Raw genomic sequence first — 23,960 nt, 5'->3', positions numbered from 1 at the left:
GGATGACGGTCGACGGATCCGGCTTCGAGCTCACCGGCGTCAAGCGGCGCGACCGCTCCGACTTCAACGAGATCCCCGCCCACGTCTGGCCCGCCGGCGCGACCCGGCGCGAGGACGGCGAGGTCGAGGTCGGCGGCGTCGCCCTGGCGGAGATCGCCCGCGACTACGGCACCCCCGTCTTCGTCTACGACGAGGACGACTTCCGCGCCCGCTGCCGCGCGATGGCGGAGGCCTTCGGCGGCCCCGACCGCGTGCACTACGCCTCCAAGGCGTTCCTGTGCGGCGAGGTCGCCCGCTGGGTGAAGGAGGAGGGGCTGCACCTCGACGTCGCCTCCGGCGGCGAGATGGCCGTCGCGCTGCACGCCGGGTTCCCGGCGTCCGACATGACCTTCCACGGCAACAACAAGTCGATGGAGGAGCTGCGCTTCGCCATCGGCGAGGGCGTCGGCCGCATCGTCGCCGACAGCTTCTCCGAGCTCGACCGCCTCTCGAAGGTGGCGGAGGAGCTCGGCGTCGTGCAGGACGTCTTCATCCGCGTGAAGCCGGGCGTCGAGGCGCACACCCACTCCTTCATCGCCACGGCGCACGAGGACCAGAAGTTCGGCTTCTCCGTCGCCTCCGGCGCCGCGCTGCGCGCCGCCGACCAGGCGGAGCGGGACCCCCACCTGCGCCTGACCGGCCTGCACTGCCACATCGGCTCCCAGATCCTCGACCCGGACGGCTTCGTCCTGGCCGCCGAGCGCGTCCTCGGCGTCGTCCGCGACCTGGTCGAGGCCCACGGCCCCGGCATCGCCGACCACTTCGACACCCTGGACCTCGGCGGCGGCTTCGGCATCGCCTACGTCGCCACCGCCCGGCCGCTGGACGTCAAGCCCCTGGCGGAGTCCATCCTCGCCGCGGTGAAGGACGTCGCCGACGACCTGGGGGTGCCCGCCCCGACCGTCGCCGTGGAGCCGGGCCGCGCCATTGCCGGCCCGTCGGCCGTCACCGTCTACGAGGTCGGCACCGTCAAGGACGTCCACGTCCGCGACGACGTCACGCGCCGCTACATCGCCGTGGACGGGGGGATGAGCGACAACATCCGCCCGGCGCTGTACGGCTCCCCGTATGATGGCCGCGTCATCAACCGCCGCGTCGAGGGAGGGCGCATTCCGACGCGCGTCGTCGGCAAGCACTGCGAATCCGGCGACGTGCTCATCCCCGACGCGTCGTACCCCGACGACATCGCGGAGGGCGACCTGCTCGCCCTCGCGGCCACGGGCGCGTACTGCTACGCCATGTCGAGCCGCTACAACATGCTCGGCCGGCCCGCCGTGGTCGCCGTGCGCGACGGCGCCGCACGTGCCATCCTGCGGCGCGAGACCCTGACCGATCTGATCAGCCTGGAGTGTGAGAACCCGAATGACCGATAACACCTACAACCCCGGAAAGGGCGAGGGACAGCCCGTCGGCGTCGCGATCCTGGGCCTGGGCACCGTCGGCCAGGAGGTCCTCCGCCTGCTGCAGGAGCGGGCCGAGGACTTCGAGCGCCGCATCGGCGGCCCCGTCGAGATCAAGGGCGTCGCCGTGCGGGACAAGTCCAAGCCCCGCCCGGGCGTCGACCGCGACCTGCTCACCGACGACGCGTTCTCCCTGGTGGAGCGCGACGACGTCGACGTGGTGGTCGAGGTCATCGGCGGCATCGACTACCCGCGCCGCGTCGTGCTGGCGGCGCTGGCCGCCGGCAAGTCCGTCGTCACCGCCAACAAGGCCCTCGTCGCCGCCTGCGGCGCCGAGCTGTCCGACGCCACCGAGGCCGCCGGCGCCGACCTCTTCTTCGAGGCCGCCGTCGCCGCCGCCATCCCGGTCGTCGGCCCGCTGCGCCGCTCCCTGGCGGGCGACCAGGTGAACAAGGTCGTCGGCATCGTCAACGGCACCACCAACTTCATCCTCGACGCCATGGACTCCACCGGCGCCGACTACGACGAGATGCTCGCCGAGGCCACCCGCCTGGGCTACGCCGAGGCAGACCCGACCGCCGACGTCGGCGGCCACGACGCCGCCTCCAAGGCCGCCATCCTGTCCTCCCTCGCCTTCCACACCCGCGTCACGGCCGACGACGTGCACTGCGAGGGCATCACGGAGATCACCGCCTCCGACTTCGAGGCGGCGAAGGAGGCCGACTGCACCATCAAGCTGCTGGCCACCTGCGAGCGCGTCGTCTCCGAGGACGGCACCGAGGGCGTCTCCGCCCGCGTCTACCCGGCGCTGGTGCCGCGCCGTCACCCGCTGGCGACGGTCCACGAGTCCTTCAACGCCGTGTTCGTCGAGGCCGACGCCGCAGGCCGGCTGATGTTCTACGGCCGCGGCGCCGGCGGCAACCCGACCGCCTCCGCGGTGCTCGGCGACGTCGTCGCCGCCGCCCGCAACAAGGTCCACGGCGGCCGCGCCCCGGGCGACTCCACCTACGCCAACCTGCCGATCCTCGACTTCGGCCAGGTGGAGAGCCGCTACCACATCGACCTGCACGTCGACGACCGCCTCGGCGTCCTCGCCGACATCGCGCGCGTCTTCGCCGACCGCGGCATCTCCCTGCGCACCGTCCGCCAGGAGGGCGCGACCCCGGGCGCCCGCCTGGTCATCATCACGCACAAGGCCCGCGAGGCCGAGCTGCGCGACACCGTCGACGCCCTGAAGCAGCAGGACTCCGTCCTGGCGGTCAACTCCGTCATCCGCATCGAGGGGATGGACGTCTAGGCATGGCGCAGGAGCTGTTCCCCGGCCAGAAGGTCCGCGTCCGCGTCCCCGGTTCCTCCGCGAACCTGGGCCCGGGCTTCGACACCCTCGGCCTGGCCCTGTCCATCCACGACGAGGTCGAGGTCGAGGTCATCGAGTCCGGCGTCGAGGTCGAGGTCCACGGCGAGGGCGCCGAGGACCTGCCCCGCAACGACTCGCACCTCGTCGTCCGCGCCATCCGCGCCGGCCTCCGCGCCGCGGGCATGAACGCCCCCGGCCTGCGCGTCGTCTGCCACAACCGGATCCCGCAGTCCCGCGGCCTCGGCTCCTCCGCCGCCGCGGCGGTCGCCGGCGTCGCCGCGGCCAACGGCCTGGCGGGCTTCGCGCTGACCGACGAGCAGGTCATCCAGGAGGCCTCCGTCTTCGAGGGCCACCCGGACAACGCGGCGGCCTCCGTGCTCGGCGGCGCCGTCGTCAGCTGGACCGACAAGCCCGTCGACGGCCGCACCGCCCCGCAGTACCACGCGGTCGGCCTGGACGTGCACCCCGACATCGAGGCGACGGCGCTCATCCCGTCGTTCCACGCCTCCACCAACGCGGTGCGCCAGGTGCTGCCGTCCGACGTCAGCCACGTCGACGCCCGCTTCAACGTCTCCCGCGTCGCCGTCATGGTCACCGCCCTGACCGACCACCCGGAGCTGCTGTGGGAGGGCACCCGCGACCGCCTGCACCAGACGTACCGCGCCGAGGTCCTGCCCGTCACCGCGGAGTGGGTCAACCGCCTGCGCAACCGCGGCTACGCGGCGTTCCTGTCCGGCGCCGGCCCGACCTGCCTGGTCCTCGACACCGAGGGCGTGCCGGAGTCCGTGCTCGCCGAGGCCCGCGAGGCTGGCATCCGCGTCGAGCACCTCACCGTCGCCGGACCCGTCGAGGTCACCGTCGAGGCATAGGCCGCCGACCGGGCCCGGCCGGGCCCGGTCCGCGCGCGTGACGACGCCCGCCGCACCACGTGGTGCGGCGGGCGTCGCCGCATCCGGCCGCGCCCCCGCTGTCCGGGCCCGCCCGCGCCGCCGGGCACGCTGAACGCCCCGGGCGCCCGCGGATGACCACCGCGAAACGCCCGGGGCGTCGTCACGCAACGGACGATGCGGGGTCAGTACGACCCGGCGTCCTCCGCGCGCGGCGACTCCTCGCCCGTCGCGGGACCGTCCGCGCGGACCAGCAGCCGGGAGTCGACGATGTCGCAGCCCGACAGCAGGCCGCTGAGACCGCGGCGGGTGAACAGCACCGTCACGATCGCGGCGACCGTCCACGCCACGCCCAGGATGGCCGCGACCGCGCCGAGCCGGAACGTCGTCAGGATGAGGCCCTGCACCGACAGCGCGCGCCACAGGAGGTGGAGACGGGAACCGTCCCCGCTCCACGGGCACAGGAAGACGATGCGCTGGCCGAGCGACGCGCCCGTCGTGATCATCGCCGGAATGAGGACCACGAGCATGCCCGCGATCCACGTGCCCGTCGCGCCGGCCTGCTCGACCGTCATCGGCACCGGGGAGCCCGAGGACTCCTCCCACGCACGGTGCGCCGCGGACCCCAGCGTGTTGCCCGCGGCCGCCGCGAAGAACAGGATGACGACGTCGAGCAGCATGCCGACCAGGCGGCGGAAGCGGCTGACCGGGCGCGGCTTCTCCCGGTGCTCCAGGAGGTACTCCTTCTTCGACAGCAGACGCGGCGTCACCCGCTCGACGACCAGGCCGATGACGGCGCCCGACGTGTTGGAGACCAGGTCCGTCACGTCCGGGACGCGGTAGCTGCACGGCGCCAGGCCCCAGTTGCCCGTCAGCTGCGTCGCCTCGATGAGCAGGGACGTCAGGAACGCCAGGACCACGACGACCGAGCGCGGGATCTCGAACAGGCGCCGCACGATCACGCCGAACGGCACGAACAGCAGCACGTTCAGCGCGACCTCCCACAGCAGCGGGCTGCGCGCGAACGCCGCCGCGCTGTTCGCCGACAGGTACTCGGCGACCTCCTTCGGGAAGTTCAGGATGTCCAGCTGCGGCGACGTCCCGTACTTCTCGCAGTAGCCCGGGCCGAACTCCGGCAGCGGGAAGATCGTGAACGCCACGATCGCCGCCATGTAGATGAAGCCGGCGAACGTCCAGAGCATCCGCAGCAGATCGCCGCGGCCGTACCGTCGGTACTGCCAGACCAGGAGCGGCAGCCAGAGGACCGCCGAGATGGCCAGTCCGACCGCGATCGAACCGAAGAACTGGGCTTTCACGGAGCATCACCTTTCGCCGCGCGCGCTTTTCGGTCATGCGCAACGGCCGTCGGGGTCATCGGGAACCCCTGAAAGGTACTGTGCCCGGGCCGGCCGCGGGGAGGCGGGCGGGGAACCGCTGGGGAAGGGATCGGGGAGGGGCCGACGGCTCGGGCGGGGAGACGCGCGCGGAGGGGTCGGGGAGCGCCCGAGGCGGGGTCGAGGGTCGCGGTCGCCGGAACGGCTCCGTCTGTGAGGGGGCCGCCGCGGCCGATGGGCGACCGCGAGCGGGACCGCACGGCCGGGGCCGGTGGGTCGTGTCGTAGGTGGGTCCGGTTTGGCGGAAAGTGTCCCGTTCGCCGGAAGGGCTCCGTATGGGGCGGCGGGGAATCGGCCGGCGCGCCGCCGCCCGTCAGATCGAGCCCGGGCCCGGCAGCTCCACGATGTCGAAGTCCCCGTCCGCGAGGTGCTTCCGCAGGTCCTTCTTGTCGAACTTGTCCACCGACGTCTTGTCGATGTGGTCGACGAAGGTCCAGTACTCCGGCGCCATCCAGTTCGGCAGCTTCTTCTTCAGCCGCTCGCGCAGGGCGTGGGCGGTGGACTCGTCGCGCGGGGTCCCGTCGATAAGCACTGTCACCGCGAGCGGGCGCTCGCCCCACTTCCGGTCCGGGTACCCGATCACGGCGCACTCGACGACCTCCGGCGCCTCCATGACCAGGTTCTCCAGCTGCACGGAGTAGATCCACTCGCCGCCGGAGCGGATGACGTCCTTCGCCCGGTCCTGCACCGTCAGGTACGCGTCGCGGGTGATGGAGCCGATGTCGCCGGTGCGCAGCCAGCCGTCGTCGGTGAACTTCGACTCCGCGTCGTCGACCTCGTCGCCGCGGAAGACGTGGGCGTCGCCGCCGTCGTCCTGGTCGGGGGAGTGGTAGTACCGGCCCGTCACCGTGTTGCCGCGGACCTGCAGCTCACCCGAGTTGCGGTCGTGGAGCTCCAGGACCTCGCCGTTCTCGTCGACGATGCGGAACTCCATCAGCTCCGGGAAGCGGCCCTGGCTGACGCGGTAGCGCTCGCGGGTCTCGCCGGAGGCGCCGTACGGCGGGCGCGACACCGTGCCGATGGGCGACGTCTCCGTCATGCCCCACAGGTGGATGACGTCGACGCCGTAGCGCTCCTCCCACACCCGGATGAGGCCCGGCGGGCACGGCGAGCCGCCGACGAAAATCTCCTGCAGCGACATCCTCTCCGGCGGGTTGTTGAGGTAGTGGACCATCAGGCCGATCCACAACGTCGGCACGCCCTGCGCCACGCGCGGCATCGACGTCTCGACGATCTCCGCCAGGCGCGGCGCCGACAGATCGGCGCCCGGGAACACCAGCGGGGCGCCGCACGCGAACGCCGCCAGCGGGACGCCCCAGCTCAGGACGTGGTAGATGGGCACGCAGCACAGCCACGGCACGCCGTGGGTGATGCCGAACGCGTCCGTCGTCCGCAGGTTCAGCGAATGCAGGTAGATGGAGCGCTGCGAGTAGACGACGCCCTTCGGCGCGCCGACGGTGCCGGTGGAGTAGCACATCGCCGCGCCCTCGGTCTCGTCGATGACCGGCCAGTCGAACGACGACGGCCGGCCGTCGAGGAACGCCTCGTAGGAGTGGACCTCGATGCCGTCGGGCACGTGGGCGGCGGCGTCGGCCAGGGTGTGGCCCTCCGCGTCGATGAAGATGATCGCCCGCACGCACGGCGTCTCCTTCAGGATCGGCCCCAGCGACGGGGCGATCCGCGGGTCGACGATCAGCACCTCGTCGTGCGCGTGCCGGATGATGTGGGCGATCTGGTCCGGCATCAGCTGCTTGTTCACCGGCTGGAACACCGCACCCATCGAGGCGACGGCCAGGAAGGTCTCCAGGTGCTCCGCGCAGTTCCACATGAGTGTGCCGACGCGCTGGTCGCCGTCGATCCCCAGATCATCGCGCAGGCCGTTGGCCAGGGCGGCGGCGCGGGCGCCGATCGCCGCGAACGTCGTCACCTCCGGTCCCGACGGGCCCCACGTCGTGACGGTCGTGCCGCCGTGGACCGTGCTGCCGTACTCCAGGATCCGCGCGACGGACAGCGGGATCTCCTGCATCGTGCTGCGCATGCGCCCAGCCTATCGCGCGGGTGCGCCCGCCACGGGCGCCCGCGACGCGTCGGGCGCCCGGGTGTTGCCCGACCCGCGGCGGCGGGGTTACCCTGTCAGGGATACGGCCGTCCGGTCGGCGCAAGCCACGGCACCGGGGCGGGGCCCCGAGCGAACCGGCGACGCCGGCGACCGCTTCCGGGGGAGGACCCCGCCGCACACGCCCCACGCCGACCAGGACCGCATCGAGGGAGTTGTTCGCCCGCCGATCCGGCCGTGCACGCCCCCGCAGCATCCCCGCGCCGACGACGGCGCGCGGGCGCCCCGACGGATCCGACGTCGCCGGCCGCGGGCGGGGGAGCCCGACCGCCGGGAGGCGACCGCCGGATGCGAATCCGCCGGCACGGCCACGAGGCGGGCAGCCGAATGAAAGGAATTCCGTGAGCGATACGGACACCACCGCCCAGGACAAGGGCCAGGACAACCTCGCCGCGCTGCGCATGCCGGAGCTGAAGGCGATGGCCGCGCAGAAGGGCATCCGGGGCATCTCCGGCATGCGCAAGAGCGACCTCATCGCGGCGATCCAGGGTCACGGCGGCGGCGCCGCGAAGAAGGCCGCCGCGCAGGAGCGCGCGGCCGACCGCGGCGACGCGCCGAAGGGCGACGGGCCGAAGAACGACGCCCCGAAGAAGGGCGGCGACGCCGGCGACGGCGGCTCCGGGAAGTCCGGCAAGGGCGGCGACCAGGGGGATCGCGGCGACCGCGGAGACAAGGGGGACCGCGGCAACGACGACCGCGGCGGCAACGGCAACGACGGCGACGTCCGCCCCCAGTCCCGCTCGCAGGCCCGCCGCGCCCGCCGCACCCGCAACCGCAACCGCGGCAACGACGGCGACGGCCAGAACAACGGCGGCAACGGCGGCAACGGCGGCCAGAACAACGGCAACGACGACGGCGGCCGCAACCGGAACGACGGCAACGGCGGCAAGGGCCAGAACAACGACGGCGACGGCGGCCGGAACAAGGGCGACGGCGGCCAGAAGAACGACGGCCAGAACAACAACGGCGGCAACGGCAACAGCAACGGCGGCCAGAACAACAAGAACAACAACCGCCACGGCGACGACGACGAGCAGGGCGGCCGCCGCGGGCGCCGCAACCGCCGCAACCGCCGCGATCGGAAGGGCCGCGACAACAAGGGCGGGGGAGGCCCGGACGAGATCCGCGAGGGCGACGTCCTGCAGCCCGTTGCCGGCATCGTCGACGTGCTGGACAACAACTCGGCGTTCGTCCGCACCTCCGGCTACCTGCCGGGCCCGAACGACGTGTTCGTCTCGCAGCAGATGGTGAAGAAGCACGGGCTGCGCAAGGGCGACGCGGTCGTCGGCCAGGTGCGCATGCCGCGCGACGGCGGCACCGCCGGCCAGGTCACGCACGGCTCGGGCCGCAACAAGCGGAAGTACAACCCGCTGGTCCAGGTGGACAAGGTCAACGGCCTGGCGCCGGAGGAGGCGACGCGCCGCCGCGAGTTCGCGAAGTTGACGCCGCTGTACCCGAACCGACGCCTGCGCCTGGAGACGGAGCAGAAGATCCTGACGACGCGCGTGATCGACCTGATCATGCCGATCGGCAAGGGCCAGCGCGCGCTCATCGTGTCCCCGCCGAAGGCGGGCAAGACGACGATCCTGCAGAACATCGCGAACGCCATCGCGACGAACAACCCCGAGTGCTACATGATGGTCGTCCTCGTCGACGAGCGCCCGGAGGAGGTCACCGACATGCAGCGGTCGGTGCGCGGCGAGGTCATCGCCTCGACGTTCGACCGTCCGCCGTCGGACCACACGGCCGTTGCGGAGCTGGCCATCGAGCGGGCGAAGCGCCTGGTGGAGCAGGGCCAGGACGTCGTCGTCCTGCTGGACTCCATCACCCGCCTGGGCCGCGCGTACAACAACTGCTCGCCGGCGTCGGGCCGCATCCTGTCGGGCGGCGTCGACTCGAACGCGCTGTACCCGCCGAAGCGCTTCCTCGGCGCGGCGCGCAACATCGAGGAGGGCGGCTCGCTGACCATCATCGCCACGGCGATGGTGGAGACGGGCTCGGCCGGCGACACGGTCATCTTCGAGGAGTTCAAGGGCACCGGCAACGCGGAGCTGAAGCTGGATCGCCGCATCTCGGAGCGCCGCGTGTTCCCGGCGGTCGACGTGAACCCGTCGGGCACCCGCAAGGATGACCTGCTGCTGTCGACGGAGGAGGCGCGCATCATGCACAAGCTGCGCCGCATCCTGTCGGCGCTGGAGCCGCAGGCCGCGATCGACCTGCTCATCAAGCAGCTGAAGAAGACGAAGAACAACCGCGAGTTCCTCATGCAGGTGGCGTCGTCGGCGCCGATGGCCGCGGACGTCGACGTCGACGAGATGGTCTAAGGAGAATTCACATGGCACAGCAGGTGACCGCCGTCGACGACGTCCTGGCGGAGTACCACGGCCTCGAGCAGCAGATGGCCGACCCGGAGCTGCACAACGACCAGGCCGCGGCGCGGCGCGTCGGCAAGCGCTTCTCGCAGCTGCAGCCGATCATCCAGTGCCACCGGCGCCTGACGCAGGTGACGGAGGACCTGGAGGCGGCGCGCGAGATGGCGCGCGAGGAGTCGGAGTTCGCCGAGGAGGCGGAGCGCCTGGAGGCGGAGCGGGTGGAGCTCGAGGAGGAGCTCGCCGATCTGCTCGCCCCGCGCGACCCGCATGACGCGGACGACATCGTCATGGAGATCAAGTCCGGTGCGGGCGGCGAGGAGGCGGCGCTGTTCGCCGGCGAGCTGGCCCGCATGTACCAGCGGTACGCGGAGAAGAACGGCTTCGTCATCGACGTGCTCGGCGTCTCCGAGTCCGATCTGGGCGGCGTCAAGGACATGTCCATGTCCGTGCGCGCGAAGAACCCGTCGCGCGATGGCGCGTGGAGCGTCTTCAAGTTCGAGGGCGGCGTCCACCGCGTGCAGCGCATCCCCGTGACGGAGTCGCAGGGCCGCATCCAGACGTCCGCCGCGGCGGTGCTGGTGTACCCGGAGCCGGACGAGGTCGAGGACGTGGAGATCGACGACAAGGACATCCGCGTCGACGTCTACCGCGCCTCCGGCAAGGGCGGCCAGGGCGTCAACACGACCGACTCGGCGGTGCGCATCACGCACCTGCCGACCGGCCTCATCGTGACGTGCCAGAAGGAGCGCTCGCAGATCCAGAACAAGGCCCGCGCCATGCAGGTGTTGGCCGCGCGCCTGCAGCAGATGCGCGAGGAGGAGGCCGCCGCGGAGGCGTCCGACACCCGCCGTTCGCAGGTGCGCACGATGGACCGCTCGGAGCGCATCCGCACCTACAACTTCCCGGAGAACCGCGTGTCCGATCACCGCATCGGCTACAAGGCCCACAACCTCGACGCCGTGCTCGGCGGCGACATGTCGGACCTGCTGACCGCGCTGCACGACGCGGAGCGCCGGGAGCGCCTGGAGGCCGAGTAGGTGACGGCCCCGGACGCGCCGCGCACCGTCGGCGCGGCGCTGGCGGCCGCGGAGGCGGAGCTCGCCGCCGCGGGCGTCGCCTCGCCGCGCGCGGACGCGGAGGCGCTGGCGCTGCACTGCTCCCGCAGGTCGCGCGCCGATCTGCTGCTCTCCCGCAACGATTCGCTTGACGACGGCGACCCCCTGGCGTCCGCGCTGCCCGATCTGGTGCGGCGCCGGGCGGCCCGGGAGCCGCTGCAGCACATCCTCGGCACGGCGCCGATGATGGGCCTGGAGCTGGCCGTGGGCCCCGGGGTGTTCGTGCCCCGCCCGGAGACCGAGCTGATGGTCGACGAGGCGGCGGGGGTGCTGCGGGAGATGATCCGCGACGGTGTCCGCCGGCCCGTCGTCGTCGACCTGTGCACCGGGTCGGGGGCGATCGCGCTGGCGGTGGCGGATCTCGTGCCGTCGGCCCGCGTCGTCGGCGTGGAGAAGTCCGACGCCGCCCTTGAATGGGCGCTGCGCAACGCGGCGGTCTGCCGCAGGCGCTGGGAGGAGGCGCCGGGCCCGGAGCGCGACGTGTCCCTGGTCTCCGGCGACGTCACCGACCCCGCCATCCTGGAGGACGGGGGAGCGCTGGCCGGGCTCGCGGGCCTGGCCGACGTCGTCCTGTCGAACCCGCCGTACGTGCCGGAGCCGACGCCCGTCGACCCGGAGGTCCGCGCCGACCCCCATGACGCGGTCTTCGCGGGTGAGACGGGCCTGGACGTCATCCGTCCTATGATGGGCGTCGTGCGCGCGCTGCTGCGCCCCGGCGGGTTCGCCGCGGTGGAGCACGACGACGACGGCGCGGAGGGCGCCGCGGCGGCCTTCGCGGACGCCGGCGGCTTCCGCGGCGTCGCCTGCCGGCGGGACCTCGCCGGCCGCGACCGGTACACGACGGCCCGCCGGGCCTGAGCCGGCGCGGTCCGGGGAACGGCCGGGACCGGCCCGGACGCGCCGGACGGGCACGGGCCGGACCGGGGCGACCCGGGCGGCGACGGACGACACGACGACGACCAACCACCACGGAAGGGGACGGCCCCATGGCCAGGATCTACGACTGCTCCACCGAGAAGGGGCGCGCCGACGGCCTGCGGGCCGCGGTCGACGCGGTGAAGGCCGGGCGCCTCGTCGTCACGCCCACCGACACCGTCTACGGCCTCGGCTGCGACGCCTTCGACAACCAGGCGGTCGCGAACCTCCTGCGCGCGAAGCACCGGGGCCCGGACATGCCGGTGCCGGTGCTCGTCGGCTCCTGGACGACCGTCCGCGGCCTGGTCCGCGAGTTTACCCCGGCCGCGGAGGCCCTGGTGGAGGCGTTCTGGCCGGGCGGGCTGTCGCTCGTCGTCAACCAGGCCCCGTCGCTGCCGTGGAACCTCGGCGACACGCGCGGCACCGTCATGGTGCGGATGCCGCTGCACCCCATCGCCATCGACCTGCTGCGCGAGACCGGCCCGATGGCCGTCTCCTCGGCCAACATCTCCGGCCAGGACCCGGCGCTCACCGCCGTCCGCGCCAAGCAGCAGCTGGGCAACGAGGCCGCGGTCTACCTTGACGGCGGCCAGGCCACCATCGGCGAGCCGTCGACCATCGTCGACATGTCCGGCCAGGAGCCCCGCGTCCTGCGCGAGGGCGCCGTGCCGGTCGAGCGCATCGCCGAGGTCCTGTCGAAGTCCCCCGACGCCCTCCGCGGCCGCTGACCCCGGACCAGGGGACCCATCCGTGGAGGCGGCGACGATGACGCTGGCGGCGGCCGGCGCCGGGGCGGGCGTGCCCCTGCGCGAGCTCGCACTGCTCACGCTCGTCTCCGCCGCCGTGTCCTACCTGCTCACCGGCGTCGTCCGGTGGGCGATCATCCGCTCCGGCCGCCTCGACGCCCCGCGCACCCGCGACGTCCACGACATGCCGAAGCCCAGCCTCGGCGGCGTCGCCATGTTCACCGGAGCGCTCACCGCCATCTGGCTGGCCAGCGAGCTCCCGGCGCTGACCCGCGGGTTCCCGCCGTCGACGGGCGACATGCCCGCCGTCGTCGTCGCCGCGTTCTTCCTGCTCATCACGGGCGTGCTGGACGACCTGTTCGACCTCGACGCCCTGGCGAAGCTGCTGGGCCAGGTGGCCTCCGCCCTCGCCATGTCGGTGATGGGCCTGACCTGGTACATCATCTACGTCCCCGGCGTCGGCACCGTAATCCTCGACCCCGTCCTGTCGACGGTGCTTACGGTCGTGTTCACCGTCGCGCTCATCAACGCCCTGAACTTCGTCGACGGCATCGACGGGCTGGCCGCGGGCCTCGGCATGATCGCCGCGGCCGCCCTGCTCGTCTACTCCATGATCATGCTCTACGACCAGGGCGGCGCCGTCTCCGCCTACCCGCCGGCGATGATCTCCGCCGTGCTGCTCGGCGCCTGCGCGGGCTTCCTGCCCCACAACTTCGAGCCGGCCCGCATCTTCATGGGCGACTCCGGCGCCATGTTCATCGGCCTCATGCTCGCCGCCGCCTCGACCTCGGCGTCCGGCCGCATCTCCCCGTCGATGTACGGCACCGCCGACGTCTTCGCCCTCATGGCCCCGGTCATCATCGTCGTCGCCGCCCTGTCCGTGCCGCTGCTCGACCTGTTCATGGCCGTCGTCCGCCGCACCTCCCAGGGGCGGTCCCCGTTCTCCCCGGACAAGCGGCACCTCCACCACCGGCTGCTGGCGATGGGCCACTCGCACCGCGACGTCGTCCTCGTGCTGTACATGTGGCTGTCCGTCGTGGCCTACGGCGCGGTCGGCACCACCATGTTCCCGCTGCCGTTCGTCGCCGTGACCTTCGGGCTCGCGCTCATCGCGGCGGCCGTCGTCACGTTCGGCCCCACCCGCCGCCTGCTGTCGCGCCGCTACGGCGACGAGCGGCGGGAGGCGGCGCGCGACGGCTGGCGCCGCCGCGGCCTCGTCCGCGCCGACCGCATCGCCGGGCCGGGGCGCCACGCCGGCCGGAACCGGCGCGCGGCTGGCGCCGACGCGCGCGGCACCGGGGCCGGGGACCCGGGCCGGGGGAGCGGCGGGGACCCGCGGCGCGGCCGCGGCGCCGCCCGCCGGTATGATCCCCGGACGTGACCGAACACGACGACCAGCCCACCGACGACGCCGCCGGCGAGTCCCTCGCCGACCGGCAGCGCGCGAAGGCCGAGGCCGACGCCGCGACCATCTCGCAGTACGACGACTCCCGCCGCCCGCTCGCCGCGGCCGCGCGGACCGGCGCCCTCGCCCTGCTCGGCGTCGTGGTCCTGTCGCTGCTCGCCTGGGGCGGCAAGGAGGGCATGCCCGGCATCTGGGGTGTCGTCCTCGGCGGCGCCATCGGCGGCGGCTTCGTCCTGGTGACCGTCCTGCTCATCTGGGCGACCGCGAAGACCACCCCGACCGTCACCGGCGCCGTCGTCATGGGCGGCTGGCTGGTGAAGATCATCGTCCTCATCGTCATCCTCGCCGTCATCGACGGCATGGCCTTCTACGATCGCTGGGCCTTCTTCGTCACGGTGCTGCTGGCCATGGCCGTCACCCTCGGCGCGGAAATGTGGGGAATGTCGCAGGAGAACCTCACGTACTACGGATCCCGCTGAGCGGGACCGGGGGTGGCGCCGCAGGCCGCCCCCGGACACGCGCGCAGGCCCGTCACCTGCGCCGAGCATGCGGACCACGGAGCGCGGTGCCCGTACCCACCCATCGGGGAGGGGGTACGGGCACCGCGCTTTCCGGCGAATGCCCGTAACCCGCTCGGATCCGGGGGGTGCCGGGTGGGAAACGTCGCAACGTAACTGTTATCCTGAGCGATGGGTAAGACGGCCTGCGCCGGATTCCCCGCCGCCCCATGAGAACCGCCGCGAGGCGCGTGGGGCACGGGTGCGTCCGGACGGCCCCGCGGCATCCCCCGAGGAGGATGCGGCGGACCGGGCCGGCGGACCCCGTGAGCGCCGATCGGATGTGCGAAGGAATCCCCGGCGGCCCACGTTAAACGCCATCCCTCGCACCGCTTGACCTTGTTCATGCGGCCCAAACACGGGAGAGAACGCTGAGCGTTACAACACTTGCTGAGATGCGGGGCGGATTCCACGCCCCCACCTTGGAGAAGGAGTATTTCCCGGGTGAGTACTACGACCAGTTCATCCTTGGCGGTGCTGGTGACTGGTACGCGTTGGACCGTCTGATGCTCGTCCGCCTGCTCATGGCGGTCGTCGTCGGCGTGTTCTTCCTCATCGCCATGAGGCGGCCGAAGCTGGTGCCGTCGGGCCTGCAGAACGTCGCGGAGTACTTCCTGGACTTCGTCCGCATCCACATCGCCGAGGACATCCTGGGCAAGAGGGAGGGGCGCCGGTTCCTGCCGGTCATCGCCACCATCTTCTTCCTGGTCTTCGCGATGAACGTCGCGGCCGTCATTCCGGGCCTCAACATCTCGCCGAACGCACGAGTCGGCATGCCGCTGGTTCTGGCGATCCTGGCGTACATCACGATGATCTACGCGGGCGCCAAGAAGTACGGGTTCTTCCGCTACGTGAAGTCCTCCGTCGTCATCCCGAACCTGCCGCCGCTGCTCCACGTCATCGTGGTTCCCATCGAGATCTTCTCCACGTTCGTCCTGCGCCCCGCCACCCTCACCATCCGTCTGATGGCCAACATGCTGGCGGGCCACATGGTCCTCGTCCTCCTGTTCGGCGCCACGAACTTCTTCTTCTGGCAGCTGAACGGCTGGACGGCTTTCGCCGGACTGACCCTGGTCGCCTCCATCCTGTTCACGCTGTTCGAGCTGCTGGTCATCTTCCTGCAGGCGTACATCTTCGCCCTGCTGACCGCGGTGTACATCGAGCTGTCGCTGCACGCGGACGAGCACTAGGCACCCGGAACCCGGCTCTCGCCGGGGGCTGAAAACTCCAACTGAATACACGACCCCACTTCCATGCCCCGGGTGCCCTTCAACTTCGACACCTTCACCCGGGACTCCTCAGAAAGGGAACGGTTCACCATGAACGACGTCATCAACCTCGCCCAGGGCGCTGTCGACACCACCGGCGGCCTGAAGACCATCGGCTACGGCATCTCGACCCTGGGCCCGGGCCTGGGCATCGGCATCCTCGCCGGCAAGACGGTCGAGGGCATGGCGCGCCAGCCGGAGATGGCCGGTCAGCTCCGCACCACGATGTTCCTCGGCATCGCCTTCACCGAGGCCCTCGCCCTCATCGGCCTGGTCGCCGGCTTCATCTTCTAAGTCCGGACCCGACGCGGAGAACACTGAACCATGACTGATTTCACCTTCCTGGCGGAAGGGGCGCTGCCGCTGGACAACCAGCTGGGCCCCCTCCTGCCGATGAACTACGACATCGTCTGGTCCATTGTCCCGCTCGTCGTGATCCTGGTCATCTTCTGGAAGGCTGTCCTTCCGAAGTTCCAGGAGGTCCTGACCGAGCGGGAGGACCGGATTGAGGGCGGCATCGAGCGCGCCGAGGCCGCGCAGAACGAGGCCAAGGCCGCTCTCGAGAAGTACAACAGCCAGCTCGCCGAGGCCCGCACCGAAGCCGCGAAGATTCGCGACGAGGCCCGTGTCCAGGGCCAGAAGATCATCGCCGACGCCACGGCGAAGGCGAACGACGAGCAGGCCCGCATCATCGAGGCCGGCGAGAAGCAGCTGCTCGCCCAGCGCGAGCAGATCGTTGCCGATCTCCGCAAGGAGATGGGCCAGAACTCGATCAACCTGGCCGAGCGCCTGCTCGGCGAGGAGCTGTCGGACGGCGTGAAGAAGTCCGGCACGATCGACAGCTTCCTCGGCTCCCTCGATTCTGTGGCCCCGAACGGAAAGTAGGCGACATGCACGCAGCTAGCCGCGAATCCCTGGCGAAGCTCCGCACGGAGCTGGACGCCCGCCTCGGCGGGTCCGGCGACTCCGTCGCGGCCGCGGCCCAGATCGGTTCCGAGCTTTTCGACGTCGTCGAGCTCCTCGACTCCGACCGCGGCCTGCGTGTCGCCGTCGCCGACGCCGCGACGCCGGCCGAGCAGCGAACCGGCATCGTCCGGTCCCTGCTGGAGGGCAAGGTCGCCGCTCAGACCCTCGAGGTCCTGACGGAGGCCGCCGCGCAGGACTGGTCCAACACGCGCGAGTTCCGCGCCGGCCTGGTTGACCTCGGCCGCCGTGCGCTGCTCCGCTCCGCGGAGGGCCAGGGCCAGCTCGAGACGGTCGAGGAGGAGCTGTTCCGCCTGGGACGCCTCCTCGTCGACGAAGCGCAGCTGGAGCAGCTGCTGGCCGACAAGGCCGCAACCCCCGAAGCCAAGCGCGGTCTCCTGGCCAGCGTGCTGTACGGCAAGGTCACGTCCGTGACCGAGGCCCTGGCACTGCAGGCCGTCGGCCGCCCCGATACCCGCCCCGCGGACGACATCGACGCCCTGTCCCGGCAGGCCGCCGGCCTCCGGAACCGGACCGTCGCCCGAGTGACCAGCGCCGCGCCCCTCACCGGGGAGCAGGAGCGCACGCTCGAGGACAAGCTCGCCCGTGTCTACGGCAGCGAGATGTCCATCCACACCGAGATCGACGAGTCGATCATGGGCGGTCTGGTCATCCGGGTCGGCGACGAGGTCATCGACGGCAGCCTCTCGAGGAAGCTCGAGAAGCTGCGCGTCGGCCTCGGCTGACGGATGGTTTCACGAAGTAACACTGGAAGAGAATTAAGCGAGAGCAGGAAGAACATGGCGGAGCTGACGATCTCCTCCGACGAGATCCGTAGCGCGATTGCGAATTACACCTCGAGCTACTCCCCGGAGGCCTCCCGCGAGGAGGTCGGCGTGGTCATCAGCGCGGCTGATGGCATCGCGCAGGTTTCGGGTATGCCGTCGGTCATGACCAACGAGCTTCTCGAGTTCCCGGGCGGCGTCATCGGCGTCGCGCAGAACCTCGACACCGACAAGATCGGCGTCGTGGTCCTGGGCAACTTCGAGTCCCTCTCCGAGGGCGACGAGGTCAAGCGGACGGGCGATGTCCTGTCCATCCCGGTCGGGGACGAGTTCCTCGGTCGCGTGATCAACCCCCTGGGCCAGCCGATCGACGGCCTGGGCGACATCAAGGCCGACGAGGACCGCGTCCTCGAGCTTCAGGCCCCGACCGTGCTGCAGCGTCAGCCGGTCGAGGAGCCGATGCAGACCGGCATCAAGGCCATCGACGCGATGACCCCGATCGGCCGCGGTCAGCGACAGCTGATCATCGGCGACCGCAAGACGGGCAAGACCGCGGTGTGCCTCGACACGATCCTGAACCAGAAGGCGAACTGGGAGTCCGGCGACCCGACGAAGCAGGTGCGCTGCATCTACGTCGCCGTCGGCCAGAAGGGCTCGACCATCGCCGGCGTCCGCGCGACCCTCGAGGAGCACGGCGCCCTGGATTACACGACCATCGTCGCGGCCCCGGCGTCCGACTCCGCCGGCTTCAAGTGGCTCGCCCCGTTCGCGGGCGCGGCCCTGGGCCAGCACTGGATGTACCAGGGCAAGCACGTCCTGGTCATCTACGATGACCTGACCAAGCAGGCCGAGGCGTACCGCGCCATCTCCCTGCTGCTGCGCCGTCCGCCGGGCCGCGAGGCCTACCCGGGCGACGTGTTCTACCTGCACTCCCGCCTGCTGGAGCGCGCGGCCAAGCTGTCCGACGACATGGGCGCCGGCTCGCTGACCGCCCTGCCGATCATCGAGACCAAGGCCAACGACGTGTCGGCGTTCATCCCGACCAACGTCATCTCCATCACCGACGGCCAGGTCTTCCTGGAGTCCGACCTGTTCAACCAGGGCGTCCGCCCGGCCATCAACGTCGGCATCTCCGTTTCCCGAGTCGGTGGCGCGGCCCAGACGAAGGGCATGAAGAAGGTGTCCGGCAACCTGCGTCTGGACCTGGCCTCCTACCGCGACCTCGAGGCGTTCGCCATGTTCGCCTCCGACCTGGACGACGCCTCCAAGCGCCAGCTGGAGCGCGGCCAGCGCCTGGTCGAGCTGCTGAAGCAGAAGGAGAACAACCCGCAGGCCGTCGAGGATCAGATGACCTCCATCTACCTCGCCGGCGAGGGCAAGTTCGACGACGTCCCGGTCGAGGACGTCCGCCGCTTCGAGGCCGAGCTCCTCGAGCACCTGCACGCGAACAACGCTGCCGTGTTCGACCAGATCGAGGGCGGCAAGGCGTTCTCGGACGAGTCGAAGTCCGCCATCGAGTCGGCCACGGACGAGTTCAAGAAGTCCTTCCAGACCTCCGAGGGCGCCCCGGTGGCCTCCGAGGCCCCCGCCGACCCGATCGACGAGAAGGACGTGCAGAAGGAGCAGATCAAGGTCTCCCGCAAGTCCGCCCAGAAGTAGGGCGGGACATGCAGGCAGAGACCAACATCGGAAAAGAAGGGAGGCGTTAGGCAATGGCGAATCTTCGTGAACTGAGGGCCCGCATCAAGTCGGTCAACTCGACGAAGAAGATCACCAAGGCGCAGGAGCTCATCGCGACGTCGCGCATCACCAAGGCGCAGCGACGCGTCGCCGACTCCCAGCCGTACGCCGACGAGATCGAGTCCGTCATCGGGCGGCTCGCCTCGGCATCCTCGCTCGACCACCCGATGCTCCACGAGCGCGAGGACGCCAAGCGCGCCGCCGTCCTGGTCGTGACCAGCGACCGCGGCATGTGCGGCGGCTACAACCACAACGTCCTGAAGAAGGCCGCGGAGCTTCGCTCCAAGCTGGAGCAGGACGGCTACGAGGTCGCCCTCTACGTGACGGGCAAGAAGGGCATCGACTACTACGATTTCCGCGAGGTCCCGCTGTCGGGCACCTGGGAGGGCTTCTCCCAGGATCCCGACTACGCGCTGACCCACGACGTCCGCCGCCACCTCATCGACGGCTTCGTCGCCGGCTCCGGCGACACCGCGAAGTGGCGCGACGGCCTGCGTGGCGTCGCCGAGGGCGAGGGAATCCAGGGCTTCGACACGGTGCACGTCGTGTACACGAAGTTCGTGTCGATGCTGTCCCAGCAGCCCGTCGCGCATCGGATGCTGCCGATCGAGCCCGTCATCCAGGATGAGGAGCTCGAGCTGGGGGAGGACATGCTCAGCGATTCGGGCGCCGACGTCCAGCCGGACTACGAGTTCGAGCCGGACGCCGACACCCTCCTGTCGGAGCTGCTTCCCCAGTACGTGTCCAAGACGCTCTTCGCCGCGATGCTGGAGGCGGCCGCCTCCGAGTCGGCCGCTCGACGCAACGCGATGAAGTCCGCGACGGACAACGCCACGGAGCTGGTGAAGGACCTGTCCAGGGTCGCGAACCAGGCCCGTCAGGCGCAGATCACCCAGGAAATCACAGAGATCGTCGGTGGCGCCGGTGCGCTCGACGACAGCGGAGAAAGTGACTAGATATGAGCACAGCTCTCAAGCAGGACACTGCGACGACCCATGGTCGCGTCGCGCGTGTCATCGGTGCCGTCGTCGACGTGGAGTTCCCGCGTAACGAGCTTCCGGCGCTGTACAACGCCCTGACCGTCGAGGTCGACCTCGAGTCGGTCGCCAAGACCATCGTCCTCGAGACCGCCCAGCACCTGGGCGACAACATGGTCCGCACCATCGCCATGGCCCCGACCGACGGCCTGGTCCGCGGCAAGGAGGTCGTCGACACCGGCAAGCCGATTTCGGTTCCGGTCGGCGACGTCGTCAAGGGCCACGTCTTCAACGCGCTGGGCGACTGCCTGGACGACCCGTCGGTCGGCCAGGACGGCGAGCGCTGGGGCATCCACCGCGAGCCCCCGGCCTTCGACCAGCTCGAGGGCAAGACCGAGATCCTGGAGACGGGCATCAAGGTCATCGACCTGCTGACCCCGTACGTCAAGGGCGGCAAGATCGGCCTGTTCGGCGGCGCCGGCGTCGGCAAGACCGTCCTCATCCAGGAGATGATCACCCGTATCGCCCGCGAGTTCTCCGGCACCTCCGTGTTCGCCGGCGTCGGCGAGCGCACCCGTGAGGGCACGGACCTCTTCCTCGAGATGGAGGAGATGGGCGTGCTCCAGGACACCGCGCTGGTGTTCGGCCAGATGGACGAGCCCCCGGGAGTCCGTATGCGCGTCGCGCTGTCGGGCCTGACCATGGCGGAGTACTTCCGTGACGTGCAGCACCAGGACGTGCTGCTCTTCATCGACAACATCTTCCGCTTCACCCAGGCCGGCTCCGAGGTCTCGACCCTGCTGGGCCGCATGCCGTCCGCCGTCGGCTACCAGCCGACCCTGGCCGACGAGATGGGCGTCCTCCAGGAGCGAATCACCTCCACCAAGGGCCGCTCCATCACGTCGCTGCAGGCCGTCTACGTGCCCGCCGACGACTACACCGACCCGGCTCCGGCGACGACCTTCGCCCACCTGGACGCGACCACGGAGCTCTCCCGCTCCATCGCCTCCAAGGGCATCTACCCGGCCGTCGACCCGCTGACCTCGACCTCCCGCATCCTGGAGCCGTCGATCGTCGGCGAGGAGCACTACCGCGTCGCCCAGACGGTGATCAACATCCTGCAGAAGAACAAGGAGCTGCAGGACATCATCGCCATCCTGGGCATGGACGAGCTGTCCGAGGAGGACAAGATCACCGTCCAGCGCGCGCGCCGCATCCAGCGCTTCCTGGGCCAGAACTTCTTCGTCGCGGAGAAGTTCACCGGCCTGAAGGGCTCCTACGTGCCGCTGAAGGACACCATCGAGGCGTTCGACCGCATCTGCAAGGGCGACTTCGACAACTACCCGGAGATGGCCTTCGACGGCCTCGGCGGCCTCGACGACGTCGAGAAGAAGTACGCCGACATGCAGAGCAAGTAAGGGGCGAACCTCATGGCTGACATCACCACTGAACTGGTGGCCGTCGAGCGCAAGCTCTGGGAGGGCAAGGCCTCCCTGGTTTCCGCGCAGACCACCGAGGGTGAGATCGGCGTGCTGCCCGGCCATCAGCCGTTCCTCGGCCAGCTGGTCGACAACGGCACGGTGACCATCAAGACCGCCGACGGCGAGACCCTCGTCGCCGCGGTCCAGGGCGGGTTCCTGTCCGTGTCGCGCACCAAGATCACGGTCCTCGCGGACCGCGCGGTCTGGGCCGACGAGGTCGACGAGTCCGCCGCCAAGGCCGCCCTCGACTCGGACGACGAGGAAGTCGTGGCGAAGGCCCAGTCCGAGCTGCGCGCCAAGGAGCGCGCCGCCTCGGCCTAGGCCGGCCTGCGGCCCCGCACGCCGCACCCCGCCGTTCACTCGGCTGCCGGAGCCCCGGTCCTCTTCCGAGGGCCGGGGCTCCGTCGTGTCCGGCGACGCTCGGGCCGCCGCCCGTCGCGGACGTCGACGCCGTCAGGGAGCGTTACGACGTCCGTCGGGGGAGCGCTACGACGTCCCCAGGGGACCGCCCCGTTTCGCCGCCCCACCTGCCGTCGTCGCGCATCCGTGTTAGTCTGCCCCGAGAAGTTCGGCACACCGAAGACCCCCGGTCGCGCGGGATGCGCGGGCGAACCCCGCGTCGGCGGCGCGGTTTCGCGGACCATCCACCGTGGGCTAAGCTATTTCTCACCTGTTTTTCATGTACGTGACGGCTTACCTTGGCGGCGCCCCCACCCGGCGCGGCCTCCAGCCCTTCGGAAAGTCGAGGTCACCGTGACCGCCTTCTTCGCGTTCCTGATCGGCGGCGTCCTGCTGCTCGCCGCGGTGGTCGCCGCCGCGCTGCTCCGCTTCGTGCTGCTGCGCTCGAAGGGCCTCCCCGTCGCCGTCCGCCCCCTCGGCACCGCGGGCGACGGCCATGGGTGGCGCCACGGCGTCCTCACGTTCACCAACGACTGCGCCGGCATGTACAAGCTCCGTTCGCTGCGTCCGTCGGCCGACTTCTTCATCGACCGCCGCTCCGCGCACGTGACGTCCCGCCGCGACCTGACCGAGGTCGAGGCGGGATTCTTCGATCGGGGGTCCCACGTCATCGGCATCGCCTGCGAGTCGGGCGCCGGCTGGGAGTTCGCCGTCGACTCGGGCGCCGACACCGCGCTGGTCGCGTGGATCGAGTCGTCGCCGTCGACGCGCCAGACGCGCCGCCTGCCGTCCGACATGGAGCGCCGCTACCGGGAAATCCGTCGCCGCGGGGTCGGCCGCGCGTAGCCGGCGCGGCAGCCGTCGTCACGCAAGCAGATGCGATGCGTGACGACGGGCGCCTCCCCGGCCACCCGCCGACCGCGTGCGGGCCGGGCCGGTGCGGCGGCAGCGGGGGGGACCGTTAGGGTGGGGGAATGCGCCTTGTCATCGCCCGCTGCACCGTCGACTACGTCGGCCGCCTCACCGCCCACCTGCCGGAGGCCCCGCGCCTGCTGCTGGTCAAGGCCGACGGCTCCGTGTCCGTCCACGCCGACGACCGCGCCTACAAGCCGCTGAACTGGATGACCCCGCCGTGCACGCTGCGGGAGAGCCCCATCCTCGACGAGGACGGCGAGGATACCGGCGAGCAGCTCTGGGTCGTCGAGAACAAGAAGGGCGAGCAGCTGCGCATCACCGTCTCCGAGGTGTACTCCGACGTCAGCCACGAGCTCGGGCAGGACCCCGGCCTGGTGAAGGACGGCGTCGAGGCGCACCTCCAGGAGCTGCTCGCCGAGCACTTCACGACGTTCGGCGCCGGCTGGGAGCTCATCCGCCGCGAGTACCCCACCGCCATCGGGCCCGTCGACCTGCTGGGCCGCGACGCCACCGGCGCCGTCGTCGCCGTGGAGGTCAAGCGCCGCGGCGGCATCGACGGCGTCGAGCAGCTCACCCGCTACCTCGAGCTGCTCAACCGCGACGAGCTGCTCGCGCCCGTCCGCGGCGTCTTCGCCGCCCAGGAGATCAAGCCCCAGGCCCGGACGCTGGCCGAGGATCGCGGCATCGACTGCGTCGTCGTCGACTACGAGGAGCTGCGCGGCTCCGAATCCGGCGAGCTGAGGCTGTTCTGATGCCGCGCCGGAACCGGCGCGGGGGAGGCGGCCCCGGGGGAGCGCGCGGCGGCTCGCGCGGGCGCGGGGGCCGCGGCGGCGGCCGGGGAGGCGCCGGGCCGCGCCCGCTGCCGTCGTTCGGCTCCAGCTTCGCCGCCACCCGCGTCGAGGCCGGCCCCGGGCGCCTGTCCGGCGAGGAGTTCCACGTCCGCGACATCACCGCCGGGCAGGCGACGAAGTGGTACCGCTGCCCGGGCTGCGACCAGGAGATCCCGCCGGGCGTCGCGCACGTCGTCGCGTGGCCCGTCGATTACGGAGGCCGCGCCGACGACCGCCGCCACTGGCACCGGAACTGCTGGCGCAAGCGCGCCGACAGGGGAGTGCACCGGCGCCGCTGA

Annotated in this window: 22 protein-coding genes; 20 read left to right on the top strand and 2 right to left on the bottom strand. The window is 71.2% G+C overall.

The window, feature by feature from the left end; genetic code table 11:
* Positions 1-2 precede the first annotated feature (2 nt).
* The 3 genes from lysA to thrB are packed head-to-tail and all read left to right on the top strand — an operon-like array spanning position 3 to position 3,665.
* The gene (gene lysA / locus QQS41_RS02665; RefSeq protein WP_448851145.1) at positions 3-1,412 is read left to right on the top strand and encodes a diaminopimelate decarboxylase; all 1,410 of its coding nucleotides are present in this window, start codon (positions 3-5) and stop codon (positions 1,410-1,412) included.
* Positions 1,402-2,736: a homoserine dehydrogenase gene (locus tag QQS41_RS02660; protein WP_448851144.1), complete on the top strand. Its 1,335-nt coding sequence runs from the start codon at positions 1,402-1,404 to the stop codon at positions 2,734-2,736. Before lysA ends, QQS41_RS02660 begins: the two co-directional genes overlap by 11 nt.
* Before the next feature lie 2 nt (positions 2,737-2,738).
* On the top strand, positions 2,739-3,665 hold the full coding sequence (thrB, locus tag QQS41_RS02655; RefSeq protein ID WP_448851143.1) for a homoserine kinase: 927 nt from the start codon (positions 2,739-2,741) through the stop codon (positions 3,663-3,665).
* A gap of 203 nt (positions 3,666-3,868) precedes the next feature.
* Here the strand turns inward: thrB and QQS41_RS02650 are convergent, their stop codons facing one another.
* Entirely contained in the window at positions 3,869-4,999 is a 1,131-nt protein-coding gene (locus QQS41_RS02650) for a VanZ family protein (protein WP_448851142.1), read from the bottom strand.
* Positions 5,000-5,390: 391 nt separating this feature from the next.
* A complete protein-coding gene (locus QQS41_RS02645; protein ID WP_448851141.1) occupies positions 5,391-7,115 on the bottom strand; it encodes a long-chain fatty-acid--CoA ligase in 1,725 nt (574 codons plus the stop codon).
* A gap of 419 nt (positions 7,116-7,534) precedes the next feature.
* On the opposite strand from QQS41_RS02645, the gene rho reads away from it, so the two are divergent.
* From rho to QQS41_RS02560, 17 genes are all read left to right on the top strand, one after another.
* Positions 7,535-9,517: a transcription termination factor Rho gene (rho, locus tag QQS41_RS02640; RefSeq protein ID WP_448851140.1), complete on the top strand. Its 1,983-nt coding sequence runs from the start codon at positions 7,535-7,537 to the stop codon at positions 9,515-9,517.
* A gap of 11 nt (positions 9,518-9,528) precedes the next feature.
* On the top strand, positions 9,529-10,602 hold the full coding sequence (gene prfA / locus QQS41_RS02635) for a peptide chain release factor 1 (protein WP_448851139.1): 1,074 nt from the start codon (positions 9,529-9,531) through the stop codon (positions 10,600-10,602).
* On the top strand, positions 10,603-11,538 hold the full coding sequence (prmC, locus tag QQS41_RS02630) for a peptide chain release factor N(5)-glutamine methyltransferase (protein ID WP_448851138.1): 936 nt from the start codon (positions 10,603-10,605) through the stop codon (positions 11,536-11,538).
* A gap of 128 nt (positions 11,539-11,666) precedes the next feature.
* A complete protein-coding gene (locus tag QQS41_RS02625) occupies positions 11,667-12,323 on the top strand; it encodes an L-threonylcarbamoyladenylate synthase (RefSeq protein WP_448851137.1) in 657 nt (218 codons plus the stop codon).
* 22 nt (positions 12,324-12,345) lie between these two features.
* On the top strand, positions 12,346-13,722 hold the full coding sequence (locus QQS41_RS02620) for an MraY family glycosyltransferase (protein WP_448851136.1): 1,377 nt from the start codon (positions 12,346-12,348) through the stop codon (positions 13,720-13,722).
* An 89-nt stretch (positions 13,723-13,811) separates the two neighbouring features.
* On the top strand, positions 13,812-14,225 hold the full coding sequence (locus QQS41_RS02615) for a hypothetical protein (protein ID WP_448851949.1): 414 nt from the start codon (positions 13,812-13,814) through the stop codon (positions 14,223-14,225).
* A gap of 473 nt (positions 14,226-14,698) precedes the next feature.
* Complete coding sequence (gene atpB / locus QQS41_RS02610) at positions 14,699-15,493, top strand: F0F1 ATP synthase subunit A (protein WP_448851135.1); 795 nt, start codon at positions 14,699-14,701, stop codon at positions 15,491-15,493.
* A gap of 129 nt (positions 15,494-15,622) precedes the next feature.
* Complete coding sequence (locus QQS41_RS02605; RefSeq protein WP_448851948.1) at positions 15,623-15,865, top strand: ATP synthase F0 subunit C; 243 nt, start codon at positions 15,623-15,625, stop codon at positions 15,863-15,865.
* A 30-nt stretch (positions 15,866-15,895) separates the two neighbouring features.
* Positions 15,896-16,456, top strand: coding sequence for a F0F1 ATP synthase subunit B (locus QQS41_RS02600; RefSeq protein WP_448851134.1), 561 nt, complete (start codon positions 15,896-15,898; stop codon positions 16,454-16,456).
* Between the two features lie 5 nt (positions 16,457-16,461).
* A complete protein-coding gene (locus tag QQS41_RS02595) occupies positions 16,462-17,280 on the top strand; it encodes a F0F1 ATP synthase subunit delta (protein WP_448851133.1) in 819 nt (272 codons plus the stop codon).
* A gap of 54 nt (positions 17,281-17,334) precedes the next feature.
* The gene (gene atpA / locus QQS41_RS02590; protein WP_448851132.1) at positions 17,335-18,978 is read left to right on the top strand and encodes a F0F1 ATP synthase subunit alpha; all 1,644 of its coding nucleotides are present in this window, start codon (positions 17,335-17,337) and stop codon (positions 18,976-18,978) included.
* A gap of 53 nt (positions 18,979-19,031) precedes the next feature.
* On the top strand, positions 19,032-20,015 hold the full coding sequence (locus QQS41_RS02585; RefSeq protein WP_448851131.1) for a F0F1 ATP synthase subunit gamma: 984 nt from the start codon (positions 19,032-19,034) through the stop codon (positions 20,013-20,015).
* A 2-nt stretch (positions 20,016-20,017) separates the two neighbouring features.
* Positions 20,018-21,454: a F0F1 ATP synthase subunit beta gene (gene atpD, locus QQS41_RS02580; RefSeq protein WP_448851130.1), complete on the top strand. Its 1,437-nt coding sequence runs from the start codon at positions 20,018-20,020 to the stop codon at positions 21,452-21,454.
* 12 nt (positions 21,455-21,466) lie between these two features.
* The gene (locus QQS41_RS02575) at positions 21,467-21,838 is read left to right on the top strand and encodes a F0F1 ATP synthase subunit epsilon (RefSeq protein ID WP_448851128.1); all 372 of its coding nucleotides are present in this window, start codon (positions 21,467-21,469) and stop codon (positions 21,836-21,838) included.
* Between the two features lie 432 nt (positions 21,839-22,270).
* Positions 22,271-22,762 carry a DUF2550 family protein gene (locus tag QQS41_RS02570; RefSeq protein ID WP_448851127.1) on the top strand — a complete coding sequence of 164 codons (492 nt, stop codon included), beginning with the start codon at positions 22,271-22,273 and terminating at the stop codon, positions 22,760-22,762.
* Positions 22,763-22,890: 128 nt separating this feature from the next.
* On the top strand, positions 22,891-23,583 hold the full coding sequence (gene nucS / locus QQS41_RS02565; RefSeq protein WP_448851126.1) for an endonuclease NucS: 693 nt from the start codon (positions 22,891-22,893) through the stop codon (positions 23,581-23,583).
* Positions 23,583-23,960 carry an ATP/GTP-binding protein gene (locus QQS41_RS02560; protein WP_448851125.1) on the top strand — a complete coding sequence of 126 codons (378 nt, stop codon included), beginning with the start codon at positions 23,583-23,585 and terminating at the stop codon, positions 23,958-23,960. Before nucS ends, QQS41_RS02560 begins: the two co-directional genes overlap by 1 nt.

Source organism: Corynebacterium sp. 335C (assembly GCF_053525695.1).
The sequence above is the reverse complement of the archived record's forward strand: the minus strand, read 5'-3'. Positions and strand labels throughout refer to the sequence as shown.